Source organism: Streptomyces sp. ISL-12, assembly GCF_018614415.1.
In the GTDB taxonomy this organism is placed as follows: domain Bacteria; phylum Actinomycetota; class Actinomycetes; order Streptomycetales; family Streptomycetaceae; genus Streptomyces.
The window spans coordinates 104,093-119,750 of record NZ_JAGGOO010000028.1 but is presented as its reverse complement, the minus strand read 5'-3'; the positions used below and the strand labels follow the sequence as shown (position 1 = coordinate 119,750).

Annotated in this window: 14 protein-coding genes; 6 read left to right on the top strand and 8 right to left on the bottom strand. The window is 71.9% G+C overall.

Features of this window, described 5'->3' with window-relative positions:
* The first annotated feature begins 12 nt into the window (after nucleotides 1–12).
* From J7I94_RS08640 to J7I94_RS08630, 3 genes are all read left to right on the top strand, one after another.
* Nucleotides 13–2,319: an FdhF/YdeP family oxidoreductase gene (locus J7I94_RS08640; protein WP_215166360.1), complete on the top strand. Its 2,307-nt coding sequence runs from the start codon at nucleotides 13–15 to the stop codon at nucleotides 2,317–2,319.
* 140 nt (nucleotides 2,320–2,459) lie between these two features.
* Nucleotides 2,460–3,311, top strand: a complete 852-nt coding sequence (locus tag J7I94_RS08635) for an endo alpha-1,4 polygalactosaminidase (protein ID WP_215166359.1) — start codon at nucleotides 2,460–2,462, stop codon at nucleotides 3,309–3,311.
* Nucleotides 3,312–3,317: 6 nt separating this feature from the next.
* On the top strand, nucleotides 3,318–4,103 hold the full coding sequence (locus J7I94_RS08630; protein WP_215166358.1) for an alpha/beta fold hydrolase: 786 nt from the start codon (nucleotides 3,318–3,320) through the stop codon (nucleotides 4,101–4,103).
* 16 nt (nucleotides 4,104–4,119) lie between these two features.
* On the opposite strand, the gene J7I94_RS08625 is transcribed toward J7I94_RS08630, so the two are convergent.
* From J7I94_RS08625 to J7I94_RS08615, 3 genes are all read right to left on the bottom strand, one after another.
* Nucleotides 4,120–5,454, bottom strand: a complete 1,335-nt coding sequence (locus J7I94_RS08625) for an enolase C-terminal domain-like protein (protein WP_215166357.1) — start codon at nucleotides 5,452–5,454, stop codon at nucleotides 4,120–4,122.
* A 32-nt stretch (nucleotides 5,455–5,486) separates the two neighbouring features.
* Nucleotides 5,487–6,824 carry a gluconate:H+ symporter gene (locus tag J7I94_RS08620; RefSeq protein ID WP_215166356.1) on the bottom strand — a complete coding sequence of 446 codons (1,338 nt, stop codon included), beginning with the start codon at nucleotides 6,822–6,824 and terminating at the stop codon, nucleotides 5,487–5,489.
* Between the two features lie 165 nt (nucleotides 6,825–6,989).
* Nucleotides 6,990–7,865, bottom strand: coding sequence for a LysR substrate-binding domain-containing protein (locus J7I94_RS08615; RefSeq protein WP_215166355.1), 876 nt, complete (start codon nucleotides 7,863–7,865; stop codon nucleotides 6,990–6,992).
* Nucleotides 7,866–7,948: 83 nt separating this feature from the next.
* Between J7I94_RS08615 and J7I94_RS08610 the strand changes: the two genes are divergently transcribed.
* A complete protein-coding gene (locus tag J7I94_RS08610; RefSeq protein WP_374198368.1) occupies nucleotides 7,949–9,112 on the top strand; it encodes a mandelate racemase/muconate lactonizing enzyme family protein in 1,164 nt (387 codons plus the stop codon).
* 90 nt (nucleotides 9,113–9,202) lie between these two features.
* The gene (kdgD, locus tag J7I94_RS08605; protein ID WP_215166353.1) at nucleotides 9,203–10,129 is read left to right on the top strand and encodes a 5-dehydro-4-deoxyglucarate dehydratase; all 927 of its coding nucleotides are present in this window, start codon (nucleotides 9,203–9,205) and stop codon (nucleotides 10,127–10,129) included.
* 25 nt (nucleotides 10,130–10,154) lie between these two features.
* Here kdgD and J7I94_RS08600 read toward each other — a convergent pair whose 3' ends face one another.
* Nucleotides 10,155–11,120, bottom strand: coding sequence for a C45 family autoproteolytic acyltransferase/hydolase (locus J7I94_RS08600; RefSeq protein ID WP_215166352.1), 966 nt, complete (start codon nucleotides 11,118–11,120; stop codon nucleotides 10,155–10,157).
* 204 nt (nucleotides 11,121–11,324) lie between these two features.
* Here J7I94_RS08600 and J7I94_RS08595 point away from each other — a divergent pair, with 204 nt between their 5' ends.
* Nucleotides 11,325–11,765 (top strand): amino acid transporter, encoded by a 441-nt coding sequence (locus tag J7I94_RS08595; protein ID WP_215166351.1) that lies wholly within the window; start codon nucleotides 11,325–11,327, stop codon nucleotides 11,763–11,765.
* A 63-nt stretch (nucleotides 11,766–11,828) separates the two neighbouring features.
* Here J7I94_RS08595 and J7I94_RS08590 read toward each other — a convergent pair whose 3' ends face one another.
* From J7I94_RS08590 to J7I94_RS08575, 4 genes are all read right to left on the bottom strand, one after another.
* Nucleotides 11,829–12,821 (bottom strand): endonuclease/exonuclease/phosphatase family protein, encoded by a 993-nt coding sequence (locus J7I94_RS08590; protein WP_374198367.1) that lies wholly within the window; start codon nucleotides 12,819–12,821, stop codon nucleotides 11,829–11,831.
* A 215-nt stretch (nucleotides 12,822–13,036) separates the two neighbouring features.
* A complete protein-coding gene (locus tag J7I94_RS08585) occupies nucleotides 13,037–13,261 on the bottom strand; it encodes a hypothetical protein (RefSeq protein WP_251074838.1) in 225 nt (74 codons plus the stop codon).
* Between the two features lie 148 nt (nucleotides 13,262–13,409).
* Nucleotides 13,410–15,005 carry an MFS transporter gene (locus J7I94_RS08580; protein WP_215166349.1) on the bottom strand — a complete coding sequence of 532 codons (1,596 nt, stop codon included), beginning with the start codon at nucleotides 15,003–15,005 and terminating at the stop codon, nucleotides 13,410–13,412.
* Nucleotides 15,006–15,176: 171 nt separating this feature from the next.
* The gene (locus tag J7I94_RS08575; RefSeq protein ID WP_215166348.1) at nucleotides 15,177–15,647 is read right to left on the bottom strand and encodes a MarR family winged helix-turn-helix transcriptional regulator; all 471 of its coding nucleotides are present in this window, start codon (nucleotides 15,645–15,647) and stop codon (nucleotides 15,177–15,179) included.
* Nucleotides 15,648–15,658 lie beyond the last annotated feature (11 nt).

Genomic DNA, 15,658 nt, shown 5'->3' with positions numbered 1-15,658 from the left:
GAGATCCGCCTGATGCCGAAGCCGCAGAAGTCGCCGGGCGACGAGCCCGCGGAGAACCTCACCGTCGAACCGCCCAAGACCTGGGCCACGGGCGCCCCCGCGGTGGCGCACGCGCTGCGGTACTCCCTGGCGGAGACCTCGCCGCGGCGCACCGGCACGACGCTGCTGACCATGAACCAGGTCGGCGGCATCGACTGCCCCGGCTGTGCCTGGGCCGACCCCACCCCCGGTCACCGGCACGTCAACGAGTACTGCGAGAACGGCGCCAAGCACATCAACGACGAGGCGACGACGCGCCGGATCACCGCCGACTTCTTCCGCCGGCACTCCGTCTCCGAGCTGGGCCGGCGCTCCGACCTCTGGCTCAACCAGCAGGGCCGGCTCACCGAGCCGATGGTGAAGCGGCCGGGCTCGGACCACTACGAGCCCATCGGCTGGCAGGACGCCCTCGGGCTGCTCGCCGAGGAACTCCAGGGACTCGACTCGCCCGACGAGGCGGTCTTCTACACCTCGGGCCGGGTCAGCAACGAGGCCGCGTTCGTCCTCCAGCTCTTCGCCCGGGCCTTCGGCACCAACAACCTGCCCGACTGCAGCAACATGTGCCACGAGTCCAGCGGCTTCGCCCTGCACGAGACGCTGGGCACCGGCAAGGGCACGGTGAGCCTGGAGGACCTGCACCACGCCGACCTGATCTTCGTGGTGGGCCAGAACCCCGGGTCCAACCACCCGCGCCAGCTCAGTGCCCTGGAGGCGGCCAAGCGGGGCGGCGCCCGGATCATCGCGGTCAATCCGCTGCCGGAGGCGGGACTGCTGCGGTTCAAGAACCCGCAGAAGCCGCGGGGCGTGATCGGACGCGGCGTCGAGATCGCCGACCGGTTCCTGCGCATCCGCGTCGGCGGCGACCTCGCGCTGTTCCAGGGGCTGAACCGGCTCCTGCTGGAGGCGGAGGACGCCCGGCCGGGCACCGTGCTCGACCACGAGTTCATCCGGTCCAGTACCGCCGGTTTCGAGGAGTTCTCCCGGCACGCCCGCTCGGTGGCCTGGGAGGACATCCTCCGCGCGACCGGGCTGACCCGGGCGGAGATCGAGCAGGTGCGCGACGACGTGCTGGCGAGCGAGCGGGTCATCGTCTGCTGGGCCATGGGCGTCACCCAGCACCGGCACGGCGTCCCCACCATCAGGGAGATCGTCAACTTCCTGCTGCTGCGCGGGAACCTCGGCCGGACCGGGGCCGGGGCCTGCCCGGTGCGCGGGCACAGCAATGTGCAGGGCGACCGCACGGTGGGCATCTGGGAGCAGATGCCCGACTCCTTCCTCGACGCGCTGCGCGACGAGTTCGGCTTCGAGCCGCCCCGGCACCACGGCCTGGACTCGGTGAACTCGATCAAGGCGATGCGCGAGGGCCGGATCAAGGTCTTCCTCGGGGTGGCGGGCAACTTCGTGCGGGCCGCCCCGGACAGCGAGGTCACCGAGGAGGCCATGCGGCGCTGCCGCCTCACCGCGCACGTCTCCACCAAGCTCAACCGGTCGCACACCGTGTGCGGACAGACGGCGCTGATCCTGCCGACGCTGGGCCGCACCGAGCGGGACGTGCAGGCCACCGGCGAGCAGTTCGTCACGGTGGAGGACTCCATGAGCGAGGTGCACGCCTCGCGCGGACGGCTGGAACCCGCCTCCCGGCTGCTGCTCAGCGAGGTGGCGATCCTGTGCCGGCTGGCCCGCCACACCCTGGACGGCAGGACACAGATCCCGTGGGACCGGTTCGAGGCCGACTACGGGACCATCCGCGACCGGATCTCCCGCGTCGTGCCGGGCCTGCACGACTACAACCGGCGGGTCGCCCGGCCCGGCGGCATCAGGCTGCCCAACCCGGTCAACGAAGGGGTGTTCGGCACGGCCTCGGGCAAGGCCCAGTTCACCCCCAACGACTGGCGGATGCCCGAGGTCCCCGAGGGGCACCTGCTGCTGCAGACGCTGCGCTCCCACGACCAGTGGAACACGGTCCCGTACACGAACGACGACCGGTACCGGGGCATCCACGGCAGCCGTCGGGTGGTCATGGTCAACCCGGACGACCTCACGGCGCTCGGGCTGGCCGACGGGGCGCGGGTGGACCTGGTGAGTGTGGGGCCCGACGGTACGGAGCGCCGCGCCGCCGGTTTCACCGTGGTCGCCTACCCCAGTGCCCGCGGGTGCGCCGCCGCGTACTACCCCGAGACCAACGTCCTGGTGCCGCTGGACAGCGTGGCCGAGTTCAGCAACCAACCGGCGTCCAAGGGGCTGGTGGTACGTCTGGAGGCCGCCGCGACCCCGGTTTGACGTGCGATTTTGGCGTCCATTAGGTTTCTGTGAGACGCGCCCAGCCGGTGTGCGGCCCCGTGCCGCGAGCCCGGACCGAGTCGCCAGGACCACTGCCGGTCCGAGGCGGGGCCGTGTCCGCCAGATGGAGCCCGTCAGTCATGCCCAGCCACCGCGTCCGCACCCGTCCGTCCGCCGCCGTCCTCGCCGTGACGACCGCCCTCACCGCGCTGCTCGCCACGGCGTGCGCGAGCGGCGCCGAGGGCGACCCGAAGGCCACGGCCTCCACGACGGTGACACCGCCTCCCGCGCACGCCGGGTTCGACTACCAGCTCGGCGGCCCGTACGCCCCGCCCGACGGCGTACGGGTCGTCGTACGCGACCACACGGTGAAGCCCGCCGCCGGCCTCTACAACATCTGCTACGTCAACGCCTTCCAGGCCCAGCCCGGCGCCGAACGGGACTGGGACTCCGACCTCCTGCTGCGCGACGAGGACGGCGAGGTCGTCATGGACGAGGACTGGGGCGAGGCCATGCTGGACATCGGCACCGCCGGCAAGCGCGAGCGGATCGCCGAGAAGGTGAACGGCTGGATCGACGGCTGCGCGGCCAAGGGCTACGACGCGGTCGAGCCGGACAACTACGACAGCTACACCCGGGCCCCCGAGGGGCTGCTGAGCGCCGGCGACGCCAAGGCGTTCCTCACGCTGCTCGCCTCGTACGCCCACGGCCAGGGCCTGGCCATCGGCCAGAAGAACACCCCGCAGCTCGCCGGGGACCGCGAGAAGGTCGGCCTGGACTTCGCCGTGGCGGAGGAGTGCGGGAAGTACGCCGAGTGCGGGGAGTACGTCAGCGCGTTCGGCGACGCCGTCCTGGTGATCGAGTACGACGAGAAAGGCCTGCAGTCGGCTTGCGAGGGCTGGGGCGACGACATCAGCATCGTCCGGCGTGACCTCGACGTCCTGCCCGGCGGCCGCTCGGGTCACGTCCGGGAGACCTGCGACGACGTGTGAGGCGCCATGGCCGACGTCCACTGCACGGTGTGGGACGAGACGCGCGGTGAGGGCGCTGCCGCCGTCTTCGTGCACACCATCTTCACCTGGGGCGACGACGACGCCTACGGGTTCGCGGCGCAGCGGCCGCTGGCCGACCGGTACCGGCTGCTGCTGATGGACCGGCGCGGCTACGGACGCAGTCCCGGCACCGGGCGCAGCGACTTCGACACCGACGCCGCCGACCTCGTGGACCTGCTGGCCCGGCAGGACGGGGGCGCCCATGTGGTCGGCCACGGCAACGGCGGCCTCGCGGCCATGCTCGCCGCCGGGCGACGGCCCGACCTGGTGCGCTCCCTGACCCTGATCCAGCCCTCGGCGTTCTCGGCCGCCGCTGGTGATCCGGCGGTGCGGGACATGCTGCGGCGGGTGGCTCAGAGCGCCGGTGTGCCGGAGTCGGTCACCCCGGAGCAGTATCTGCGGGCCTCGACCGAGGGCATCGGGCTGCCCATGCCCGAGCCGACCGAGATGCGGCTGCGGGCGGTGGCCACCTCGATGCGGGAACGCCCGGTCTGGGAGGCGCGGGTGCCGCTGGAACCGCTGCGGGACGCGCCGTGGCCGACGCTGGTGATCTGCGGGACCTGGCAGGACGCCCCTGAGCCGTACCGGACGTACGCCGGTGAGCCGCTCGTCGCCTGCGCGCGGGCCGTGGCCGAGGCCGTCGGCGCCCGCCTGCTGCGGGTGGACGGCTATTACCCGCACACCCAGCGGCCGGCCGCCGTCAACGCCGCGCTGCGGGAGTTGTGGGGCTGACCGGCCGGAGCGGCCGTCACCGCACCAGGCAGGGCCGCTTGGCGTCGAAGGTCCAGTCGGGGACCAGGTAGCGCATTCCGACGGCGTCGTCCCGCGCCCCCAGCGCCTTCTCCCGGTACAGCTCGTGGGCGGCGAGGAGACGGTCCATGTCGAGGCGGACCCCGAGGCCCGGGGCGTCGGGCACGGCTATCTCACCGTCGACGATGCGGGGCGGGGCGACGGTGAGCCGCTCCAGGCCCTCCTGCCAGATCCAGTGCGTGTCCAGGGCGTTGTACTCGCCGGGCGCGGCGGCCCCGCAGTGCGTGACCATCGCCAGGGAGATGTCGAAGTGGTTGTTGGAGTGGCAGCCCCAGGTCAGTCCCATCGCGTTGCACAGCTGCGCCACCCGCACCGAGCCCTGCATGGTCCAGAAGTGCGGGTCGGCCAGCGGGATGGACACCGACTGCAGGGCGAGGGCGTGGGTGAGCTGCCGCCAGTCGGTGGCGATCATGTTGGTGGCGGTGGGCAGGCCGGTGGCCCGGCGGAACTCCGCGAGCACCTCCCGGCCGGAGTAGCCGCCCTCGGCTCCGCAGGGGTCCTCGGCGTAGGCGAGGGTGCCGACGAGGGGCGCGCAGAGTTCGACGGCCTCGCGCAGCGACCAGGCGCCGTTGGGGTCGAGGGTGATCCGGGCCTCGGGGAAGCGCTCCTTGAGCGCGCGTACGGCCTTGACCTCCTCCGCACCGTCCAGGACGCCGCCCTTCAGCTTGAAGTCGCGGAACCCGTAGCGGGCGTAGGCGGTCTCGGCCTGGCGGACGATGGCCTCGGGGGTGAGGGCCTCCTCGTGCCGGATGCGGTGCCAGGTGTCGTCGGCGTCGGGTTCGCGGACGTACTCCAGGTCGGTGCGGTCGGGGTCGCCGACGTAGAAGAGGTAGCCCAGGACCCGGACCGAGTCGCGCTGCTGTCCGTCGCCGAGGAGGGCCGCGACCGGCACGTCCAGGTGCTGTCCCAGCAGGTCGAGCAGGGCGGACTCGACTGCGGTGACCGCGTGGACGGTGGTGCGCAAATCGAAGGTCTGCGCGCCGCGCCCGCCGGAGTCCCGGTCGGCGAACCGGTCGCCGATCTCGCGCAGCACCCGCTTGTAGTCACCGACCTTCGCGCCGACCACCAGGGACTCGGCGTCCCTGAGGGTCTGCGTGATCTTCTCTCCGCCGGGTACCTCACCGAGTCCGGTGCGTCCCTCGGAGTCGGTCAGGACGACGATGTTGCGGGTGAAGTAGGGGCCGTGGGCGCCGGAGAGGTTCAGCTCCATGCTGTCCCGGCCGGCCACGGGGTAGACGGCGAACGCGGTGACGGTCGGCTGGCTCGTGGTCATGTGGTGTCAGGTTCCTTGGGGTAGGGGGGTGGTCACAGGCTGAGGATGTCGAGGGCCCACTCGCCGGCCAGGACGCCGGCGAGGCCGAGGACCGACAGCACCGTGGTGTAGCTGGTGCGGACCTTGATGGCCTGGATGACGGAGAGGTTGAAGTACTCCTTGAAGAGCCAGAATCCGGGGTCGTTGACGTGGGAGAAGGCGATGGAGCCGCAGGAGACGGCGAGCACCATCATCTCGGCGTGCGTGCCGCTGCCGGCGAGCAGGGGCAGCACGACCCCGGAGGCCGTGACGACGGCGACCGTCGCCGAGCCGAGGGCGATGCGGAGGATGACCGCGATGAGCCAGGCGAGAACGAGCGGCGAGATGGACCAGGTGTCGGTGACGTCCTGGATGTAGTCGGAGATGCCGCCTTCGACGAGGACGTTCTTGAACGCGCCGCCCGCGCCGATCACCAGCAGGATCATCGCCATCGCCTGCGCCGCGGAGCCGCACGAGGCGCCGACGTCCGCGAGGCTCCGGCCGATCCGCGGGCCGAACGCCCAGATGGCCAGGCACAGGGTCAGCAGCAGCGCGATCGGCGCGGAGCCGATGAACGCGACGGTGTGCAGGAGCGGGGTCTCGCCGGAGGCGGCCATGTCGGTCACCGCGGCGCCGGCGATCAGGACGACGGGGAACAGCGCCACGGACAGCGACCAGCCGAGGCCGGGCATCTCCTCGTCGGTGAACTCGCGCTCGGACACCAGGCCCTTGGGGATGGCGGGGCTGATGGCCTTCACGAACGGCAGGCGCGGCCAGAGCAGGGCGATGAAGGCGCCGACGGGGACCGCGATGAACAGGCCGTAGAAGAGGGTCAGTCCGACGGAGGCATGGAAGGTGGCGGCGACGGCGGTGGGGCCGGGGTGCGGGGGCAGGAAGCTGTGCATGGTGGACAGGGCGATCGACATCGGCAGGCCGACCCAGAGCAGGTTCGCCCGGGTGACCCTGACCAGGGTGAAGGCGATCGGCACGATGATGATGAACGCGACCTCGTAGAACATGGTCACGCCGATGAGCATCGAGGTGACGACCATGGCGATCTGGACCCCGCGGGGCCCGAAGGCGTCGAGGAGTCTGCCGGCGATGCGCTGGGCGGCGCCGGAGTCCCCCATGACCCGGCCGACCATGGCACCGAGCCCGATGGTGAGCATCGTGTCACCGATCTGGCCCCCGATGCCCTCCGAGAGGATGTCGGGTATGTCCTTCACCGGTATGCCCTGCACCAGGGCGACACCGACCGCCACCAGCAGGAGGGCCGCGAAACCGTTCAGCTTCAGTCTGGTCATGAGCAGCAGCAGGACCAGAACGCTGATGCCGACTACGACAAGTGGCATGTCAGTTCCCCTTTGAACTGTGGGACAAGTGACCGCCGAACGGCACCGAACTGCGGTTACCGGCTGACCGTAGAGATCGTTCCGATTCCCGTCCATGTCGAATTTTGTTGGTTGCGATACCTTGCGTGCATGACTGGCGTGTGACGCCCGTGCGTCAGGTATGTGTCACAGGTGGTGCAGGAGGGCGTCCAGGGCCGGGTTGTCGTTGTTCTTGCGCCACACCAGCTTCAGTTCCACCGGCCGCGGGTCCGGCAGGACCACCTGCCGGAAGACGATCCCGCCGTAGCGCATGTGTGCCGCGGTCTCCGGTACGAGGGCGATGCCCCAGCCGCCGTTGACGAGGGCCAGGATGCTGTGCACCTGGGTGAGGTACTGGGTGAAGACGGGCCGCACCTGGGCGGCCCGGAAGATGCTGATCAGCAGTTCGTGGAAGTAACGGGCCTCGATGGGCGAGTACATGAGGAAGTCCTGCCCCGTGAAGTCCTCGATCGGCATCGGCCCGTCCTGGACGGCCATCGGATGCCCTTCCGGCAGGGCGGCCACCAGCGCTTCCCTGACGGCGGTGCGGGAGCACAGGTCGGTCCCGGTGGCCGAGGGCCGGATCAGTCCGAGGTCGAGGGAGCCCGCGCTCAGGGCCTCCAGCTGACGGCGGGTGACGAGTTCCTGCAACAGGATCTCCACGCCGGGCAGGGCCGCCCGCGCGGTGTCCAGGAGGCCGCCGAGGGCGGAGTAGGCGCTGGCGGCCGTGAACCCGACCGCGATCGTCCCCGCCTCGCCGCTGGACACGCGGCGCACGGCGAGGGTGGCGTGCTCGGACTGGCGCAGGATGCGGCGGGCCTCGACCAGGAAGGCCCGGCCCGCCGGGGTGAGCCGCACGGTGCGGTTGGTCCGGTCCAGCAACTGGACGCGCAGTTCGTTCTCCAGCAGCTGGATCTGCCGGCTGAGCGGTGGCTGGGTCATGTTGAGCCGCTCCGCGGCCCGGGTGAAGTGCAGTTCTTCGGCGACGGCCACGAAGCTCGTCAGCTGCGCGAGGGTGAACATCGATGCGCTCCAGGTATCAGTACATCCAATATCTATGTTGGACGTGCATTAAAGCCGACCGTAGCGTCGGGGCCATGACCACCATGAACGTCGGGCCCATGAACACCGTCAGTGAGGTCGCGCAGGACCGGATCGCCTGGGTGCGGCTGTCCTCGGTGACCCTTCCGCTGGCGACGCCGATCAGTGACGCGAAGGTGTTCACCGGCCGGCAGAAACCGATGACAGAAGTGGCCCTGCTGTTCGCGGAGGTCTCGACCGAGCAGGGTCATGAGGGCATCGGCTTCAGCTACTCGAAGCGGGCCGGCGGCCCCGGGCAGTTCGCGCACGCCAAGGAGATCGCCGGGGAGCTGATCGGCGAGGACCCCAGTGACATCGGCAGGATCTGGACCAAGCTGGTGTGGGCCGGCGCCTCGGTGGGCCGCAGCGGACTGGCCACCCAGGCCGTGGCCGCCTTCGACATCGCCCTGTGGGACCTCAAGGCCAGGCGGGCCGGCCTGCCGCTGGCCAAGCTGCTGGGCGCGCACCGCGACTCGGTGCGCTGCTACAACACCTCCGGCGGTTTCCTGCACACGCCGATCGAGCAGGTCCTCGACAACGCCACCGCCTCCCTGGCCAGCGGCATCGGCGGCATCAAGCTCAAGGTCGGCCACCCCGACGGGAAGCACGACCTGGCCCGCCTCACCGCCGTACGCGAACACATCGGCGACGACGTGCCGCTGATGGTCGACGCCAACCAGCAGTGGGACCGGCCCGCCGCCCAGCGCATGGGCCGCGCCATGGAGGAGTTCGGCCTGGTCTGGATCGAGGAACCGCTCGACGCCTACGACGCGGCCGGGCACGCGGCGCTCGCCGCCTCCCTCGACACTCCCGTCGCCACCGGCGAGATGCTCGCCAGCGTCGCCGAACACGTCGAGCTGATCCGGCACGGCGCGGCCGACGTCGTCCAGCCCGACGCGCCCCGCATCGGCGGCATCACCCAGTTCCTCAAGCTCGCCGCCCTCGCCGAGCACCACCAGCTCCAGCTGGCCCCGCACTTCGCGATGGAGATCCACCTCCACCTCGCCGCCGCCTACCCGATCGAGCCCTGGGTGGAGCACTTCGACTGGCTGGAGCCCCTGTTCGACGAACACATGGAGACCCGTGACGGACGCATGCTCGTGCCCTCCCGTCCCGGTCTCGGCATCACCCTCAGCGACCGGGCCCGTGCCTGGACGGTCGCCGCACACGAAGCGGGCTCCCGGCCCTGACCCCGGCCCCGGTGCGGACGGCGTCGAAACGGACAGCCGCGCCGCCCGCACCGGCCCCCTCCCTTTCCCGACACTCACTGGAGCCTTCCCATGACGTCCTTCACCCCCGCAGAACTCGGCCGCCGCATCGGCTCGGGCCTGCTGTCCTTCCCGGTGACCCACTTCCGCGACGACCTCTCCTTCGACGAGGACGCCTACCGGGAGAACATCGTCCGCCTCGCCGAGTACGACGTGGGCGGTCTCTTCGCCGCGGGTGGCACGGGCGAGTTCTTCTCCCTGACGCCCGCCGAGGTGGAGCGGGTCGTCACCGCCGCCGTCGAGAGCGCTCCCGACGGCACGCCGATCCTGGCCCCCGCGGGCTACGGCACCGCCACCGCCGTCGAGTTCGCCGCCGCGGCCGAGCGGGCCGGCGCCGACGGCATCCTGCTCTTCCCGCCCTACCTCACCGAGGCGTCGCAGGAGGGCCTGGCCCGGCACGTGGAGGCCGTCTGCCGCGCCACGTCCCTCGGCGTGGTCGTCTACAGCCGCGCCAACGCCGTGTACTCCGCCGACACCATCGCCCGTCTCGCCGAGACCTGCCCCAACCTCATCGGGTACAAGGACGGCGTCGGCGACATCGACACGGTGACCCGGATCGTCGCCGGGCTCGGCGAGCGCCTCACCTACATCGGCGGCCTGCCCACCGCCGAGACGTACGCCCTGCCCTACCTGCAGCTCGGTGTGACGACGTACTCCTCGGCCATCTTCAACTTCCTGCCCGAGTTCGCCCTCGCCTTCTACGCCGCCGTCCGCGAGCACCGGCAGGCCGACGTCACCCGGATGCTGTCGGACTTCGTGCTGCCGTACACCGGGATCCGCAACCGCCGGGCCGGTTACGCGGTCAGCATCGTCAAGGCCGGCATGACCGCCACCGGTCACACCGCCGGCCCGGTCCGCCCGCCGCTCACCGACCTGGCCCCGGCGGAACTCGACGAGCTGTCGGCGCTGATCGCCAAGCTGCCCGCCACCAGCGCCTGATCCGCCGCCGCCCGGCGCCCGGCGCTCAGCGCGCGGCCGGTTCCGGCAGTCCGAGGACGACGGTGCGCTCGCCCTGGGAGAAGTCCGCGAAGGACTGCTCCCAGCGGGCGCCGGGCCAGTGGTAGGTGACGTGGCCGTCGGCGGGACGGTAGTGGGCGGTGTACACCGTGCCGAGCCACTGGTCGTACGCCTGCTGGTAGAGGGGCGGTCGCAGCATCGCCGTCACGTCCGTCCCGGCCGCGCGCACGGCGGCCAGCCGCTCCAGGGTCCGGGTGACCCGCTCCTGTCCGTCCGGTACCGGCAGGTGCTGGTGGTTGGCGGCGCAGGCGTCCGGTGCCTCGGTCAGCGGTATGTCGGGTCCCACGTGGACGGTGACGGCCCGGCCGGGGTCGACGAGGGTGACGTTCTGGGGGATGGCGACGGGCACGGTACGCAGCCTGCCGACGGCCTCGTCGACGGTCCGGCAGGTCTCCAGCAGGTAGCGCAGGACGAGGGGCATGGCGAAGCCCGGTCCGTGCACATGGCGTCCGCCGAAGGTCAGGGACACGGCGAGCCCCGCGTCGTTCATCCCGTCCAGCAGGCCCCACCCCGCTTCCTGCATGCCGATCACGGGCCGCAGGAAGCGGGAGGAGACGATGACCGCCTCGCAGTGCTCGGGGGCGTGGTCGTAGTTGCGCAGCAGGGTGCCGGCGGTGCCGGTCTGGGTGCAGGCGGAGAAGAACGGCCGTACCGCGGCCAGGGTGAGCAGTGTCCCGGCCCTGGGTGACGGCAGTTGTCCGGCGAGCCCGTCGAGTGCCGGGACCAGTTCGGGCAGATGTGTCTCGAACAGTTCCCGGGCCCGGGCCGCACCCTCGGGAGTGCGGCCCTCCTCGGTCAGCCAGAAGTCCTCGGCGCCCGCCATAGCCGGCCCGGCGTGCGCGGCCCAGCGCCCGTCGCCGCCGTCACCGATCTCGATCGCCCGGAACGTCTTGGTGTACCTCACGCCACGCATATCCCATCCCTCGGTTCGTCAGGTGCTTGCTACCTCTTTCCGCCGCCACGCGCCACCTCCCGTCCGTTCCGTCCGACGATGGGCGGATGACACGGACCCGGGAATCTCTCGGCGGGTGGGAACCGGCTTCCCTGGCCGAGGTCGTGGAGAGGTTCTCCGTCCTGGTCCTCCCGCCACCCGCCACCCGCCGAGGGACGTCGCCGGTTGCGGGGCCACGGTGACATCGACGTCATGCTGCTGCCGCGGGACCAGCTCGCGGCCCAGCGGGCCCCGGCAGGCCGGCAGTGGTGGGCCGCGGACCCGCCGGGCACCCTGCGCCCCTGGGCAGAGGGTGAACGGCTGCCCACCGACGTGCACGACATCTGGTGCCGGCCCGCTCCGGAGCGGCCGTGGCGCAGCCAAGTCACGCTGGACGAGTCCCGCGGCCACGAGTGGTGCTCCCGCCGCGACCCCCGTGTGCACCGGCCGGTCAGCGCACTGGGCCTCAGGCCGGCGGACGGCATCCCCTGTCTGGCCCCGGAGGCCCAGCTGTACTACAAGGCCAAGTCGCCGCGGCCCAAGGACGAGCAGGACTTCGACGCCACCCTGCCCCTGCTCACGGACGGGCAGCGGCGGTGGCTCACCGGGGCGGTCACCGAGACGTAGGGACCCCACCCGTGGACCGGGCGCCTCGGCACATGAACCGGCCCGCGTCCCGCCGCCCCTCCGTCAGCCGAGCATGACCCGGGCCGCGACCGGCAGGTGGTCGCTGCCCGTGGCGGGCAGGGTCCGTATGGGGCCGACGGTGGCCGAGGCGGCCATGATCTGGTCTATGCGGGCCAGCGGGAAGCCGGCGGGGAAGCTGAAGGCGAAGCCGCTGTCGGGTACGTCCAGGCGCGAGGTCAGCGGGGAGAGTCCGCGGTCGTCGACCGTGCCGTTGAGGTCGCCCAGCAGCAGTACCCGGTCCAGGTCCTCGGCGGCGACGGCCGCGCCCAGCAGGCCGGCGCTCTCGTCGCGCCGCGCGGAGGCGAGGCCGGTCACGCCGAGGCGGACCGAGGGCAGGTGGGCGACGTAGGCCGCGAGGTCGCCGTGGGGTGTGCGGACCACGGTGCGCAGGCCGCGGTTCCAGGAACCGGTGATCCCCTCGGGTCTGATGTCGACCTGCCGGGTCCCGGTGAGCGGGTGCTTCGACCAGATCCCGACGGTGCCCCGGACGGCGTGGTACGGGAAGTCGGGGGCGAGGACCTCCTCGTAGTCCCGCAGCGCCGGGGCGACCAGTTCCTCCAGGGCTATGAGGTCGGGGTCCGTGTCCGCCAGGGCGCGGGCCGTGCTCGCGGGGTCGGTGTTGTCGTCGCCGACGTTGTGCTGCACCACGAGGAGGCCGCAGGCGCCGGGCTCGGCGCCGGGCCGGAGCAGCCCGCCGAAGTGGGCCGTCCAGGCCACCACCGGCAGCAGAACGGTGATCGACGCGGTGGCCGACCGGCGCAGCAGGGACAGGGCGAGCAGGACCACGGTCACGAGGCCGAGCCACGGCAGGAAACTCTCCAGCAGACTGCCGAGGCGGCCCACGGAGTTGGGCACGGCCCGGTGGAACAGCAGAAGCGCGGCGGTCAGCACCGCGAGTGCGGCGAGCACCCGGCCCCGGCTCCAGAGGGAGCCGCGCCGCCCTGTGCCCTCCGCCCGGACGGCCGGAGCCCGCCGCGCAGCCCGCCACCGGGACACCGCGGCGCCCGCTCTCTCCCCCACCACGCGGTCCCCTCCCCGCTGCCCGGACGGACCTCCGGACGGAGGTCCCTGTTCCCGGTCAACGCGCGGTCCGGCCGGAAGAGTTCCTGGTCGTCGCGGCCCTCTCCCCGGCCGCCGGGTCCCGCGCGGGGGTACGGCGCGGCCGGCTTCGCCCGCCGGACCCTGTCGCGGCGGTCCTCAGCGGCGCCGTGTCACCGCAGGGCCACCGGCCGTCCGGTCCTCCGCCGCCTGCCGGAGAGGTCGCGGCCGGTGCGCCGGTAGGTGACGAACGCGTACACGGACAGGCCGGCCCACAGGAAGGCACTCAGCAGGGGCCACCAGCGGTCCGAGCCCTGTGCGCCCGTGATCAGGCTGTTCACCCAGGACAGGACCCAACTGACCGTCAGCAGCGAGGCGACCCACCGGAACCAGCGCATGAGACTCATGGTCCCTTTCGCCCGCGCCACGGCCGGATCCCGGTCGTCGTCGGAGCGTGCTCGTTCATTCTTCATGCACATCGAGTACCCCGTTTCGCCGCGCCCGCGCCCGCCGATGGGCGGACGCGGGCGCGGCGGTGCGGCACGCTCAGGCTGCGGGCTGCTCCGAGGCGGTGCGGCGCACGCCGACGGCGGCCACCACGGCGCCGATGACGCACAGCACGCCGGCGACGAGCACGGCGGTGTGCACGCCGTTCATGAACGCCTGGTGGCTGCCCTCGACGACGGCGTCCCGGAGCCGGGCCGGCATGCCGTCGGAGACGGGCGCGACGCCCATGGCCACCGCGTCCTTGGTCTCCTCCAGCCCGGCGGCAGCGGTCGCGGGCACGCCGGCGGAGGTGAGTTCGCCGGTGAGGGTGGAGCCGACGCGGCTGCTGATCAGCGACACGAGGACCGAGGTGCCGAGCGCGCCGCCGATCTGCAGGGCGGTCGCCTGGAGGCCGCCCGCGACTCCCCCGTCCCTGACCGGCGCGTTGCCGACGATGGCGTCCGAGGAGGACGACATCACCATGCCGACGCCCAGGCCGAGGGCGATGAACGGCGGCCACATCGTGGCGTACGAGGAGTCGGCGCTCCAGCCGAGCATGACGAAGCAGGCGACCGCCTGGAGGGCCATGCCGAGCGGCATCGTCAGCCGCGGTCCGAAGCGGTCGGTGAGCGCCGCGCCGAGCGGGGAGGCGACGACCGAGGCGAGGCTGAGCGGCAGGGTGCGCACCCCGGCCTCGACGGGGGTGAAGCCGCGCACGCTCTGCAGGTAGAGCATGACGAAGAAGATCACGCCGAGCAGGACGAAGAAGTTCAGCGCGGTGACGCCCGTGCCGATGGTCAGCGCGCGGCTGCGGAACAGCCGCATGGGCAGCAGGGGCGAGGCGACCCGGTTCTCCCAGAAGCCGAAGACCAGCAGGACCACCACGCCGGCCGCGATGGCGCCGAGCGTGCCGCCCGAGGTCCAGCCCCAGGTCTCGCCCTTGACGACGCCGAAGACGACGGCGAGCAGTCCGAGGGCGAGCAGCACGACGCCGAGGATGTCGAACTTCTCGTCCGCGGCGGCGCTGTTCTTCGTCTGCGGCAGGACGACGATGCTGAAGATCAGCGCGATGACGCCGATGGGGGCGTTGATGTAGAAGACGGACTCCCAGTTGACGTGCTGGACGAGCAGCCCGCCGACGATGGGGCCCAGCGCGGTGGAGACCGAGGAGACCATGGCCCAGATGCCGACCGCCATGCCGAACTTCTTCGGCGGGAAGACGGCTCGCAGCATGCCGAGGGTGTTGGGCATCAGCAGGGCGCCGAAGAAGCCCTGGACGGCGCGGAAGGCGATGACGCCCTCGATGGAGCCGGCCAGTCCGATGGCGACGGAGGCGACGGTGAAGCCCGCGACGCCGATCAGGTAGAAGGTGCGGCGCCCGAACCGGTCGCCGAGCTTGCCGCCGAGGATCAGGGCCGCGGCGAGGGCCAGCAGATAGGAGTTGGTGACCCACTGGAGGTCGGAGGTGGAGGCGCCCAGGTCCCGGCCGATCTCGGGGTTGGCGATGGAGACGACGGAGCCGTCCAGGCCGACCATGAAGAGGCCGAAGGCGACGGCGATCAGCGTCAGCCAGGGGTTGGCCCGCCGTCCGCGCGGGCGGTCCGCGGCCGGGACGTGGGACGGTGGGGCGGAGGATGCGGTGGGGGCGGAGGGCATGACTGTGCGTGTCCTTCGATCGTACGGGGAGTGACACCGCACGGCGGATCCGGCCACGGAACGTGACGGAACAGCCGTCGGCACAGGGGAAAGCGCGGAAAGGAGAAGACCTCGACGAGCGAGCGCGCCACGCCCTGACGGCCCCGGTCCGCGCGGGACCGGGGCGGGTGGTCAGTGACGGGAGCGCAGATGCCCTTCGAGTGCCGAGAGCGACCCCAGGGCCGAGCCCAGGGCGTCCAGCTCGCCTTCGGTCAGCGCCCGCAGGGCACTGCTCAGGTGGGCGCCCATCAGGCGTTCGACCTCGGCGAGTTGCCGCCGGGCCAGCGGGGTGCGGTGCAGGTGCGCGACCCTCTTGTCTGCCGCGTCCTGGCGACGCTCCAGCAGCCCCTGCTCGGTCAGCCGGGTGACCAGCGCGCTGACGTTGTTGGGCTTCATCAGCAGGGCTTCGGCCGCCGCGCGGACGGTGGTGCCGTCGTTCTCCTCGACGTGCCGCAACAGCGCGAGCTGCGCCTCGGGCGGCTTGGGGCGCGCGTAGTCCTGCGCGACCTGGCGGTCGAGGGCCCGGGTCAGCCTGGGCAGGCACGCCACGAGCCGTGCGGCCACGTGGTCGATGTCCTGCGCGGACGTGTTCTCCTCGGGCATACGGACAGCAT

Bases quoted from the DNA above. Each gene is read 5' to 3' on its own strand.
- J7I94_RS08640 (WP_215166360.1), top strand. From the start codon at position 13: ATGCCGAAGCCGCAGAAGTCGCCGGGCGACGAGCCCGCGGAGAACCTC.
- J7I94_RS08635 (WP_215166359.1), top strand. From the start codon at position 2,460: ATGCCCAGCCACCGCGTCCGCACCCGTCCGTCCGCCGCCGTCCTCGCC.
- J7I94_RS08630 (WP_215166358.1), top strand. From the start codon at position 3,318: ATGGCCGACGTCCACTGCACGGTGTGGGACGAGACGCGCGGTGAGGGC.
- J7I94_RS08625 (WP_215166357.1), bottom strand. From the start codon at position 5,454: ATGACCACGAGCCAGCCGACCGTCACCGCGTTCGCCGTCTACCCCGTG.
- J7I94_RS08620 (WP_215166356.1), bottom strand. From the start codon at position 6,824: ATGCCACTTGTCGTAGTCGGCATCAGCGTTCTGGTCCTGCTGCTGCTC.
- J7I94_RS08615 (WP_215166355.1), bottom strand. From the start codon at position 7,865: ATGTTCACCCTCGCGCAGCTGACGAGCTTCGTGGCCGTCGCCGAAGAA.
- J7I94_RS08610 (WP_374198368.1), top strand. From the start codon at position 7,949: ATGAACGTCGGGCCCATGAACACCGTCAGTGAGGTCGCGCAGGACCGG.
- kdgD (WP_215166353.1), top strand. From the start codon at position 9,203: ATGACGTCCTTCACCCCCGCAGAACTCGGCCGCCGCATCGGCTCGGGC.
- J7I94_RS08600 (WP_215166352.1), bottom strand. From the start codon at position 11,120: ATGCGTGGCGTGAGGTACACCAAGACGTTCCGGGCGATCGAGATCGGT.
- J7I94_RS08585 (WP_251074838.1), bottom strand. From the start codon at position 13,261: ATGCGCTGGTTCCGGTGGGTCGCCTCGCTGCTGACGGTCAGTTGGGTC.
- J7I94_RS08580 (WP_215166349.1), bottom strand. From the start codon at position 15,005: ATGCCCTCCGCCCCCACCGCATCCTCCGCCCCACCGTCCCACGTCCCG.
- J7I94_RS08575 (WP_215166348.1), bottom strand. From the start codon at position 15,647: ATGCCCGAGGAGAACACGTCCGCGCAGGACATCGACCACGTGGCCGCA.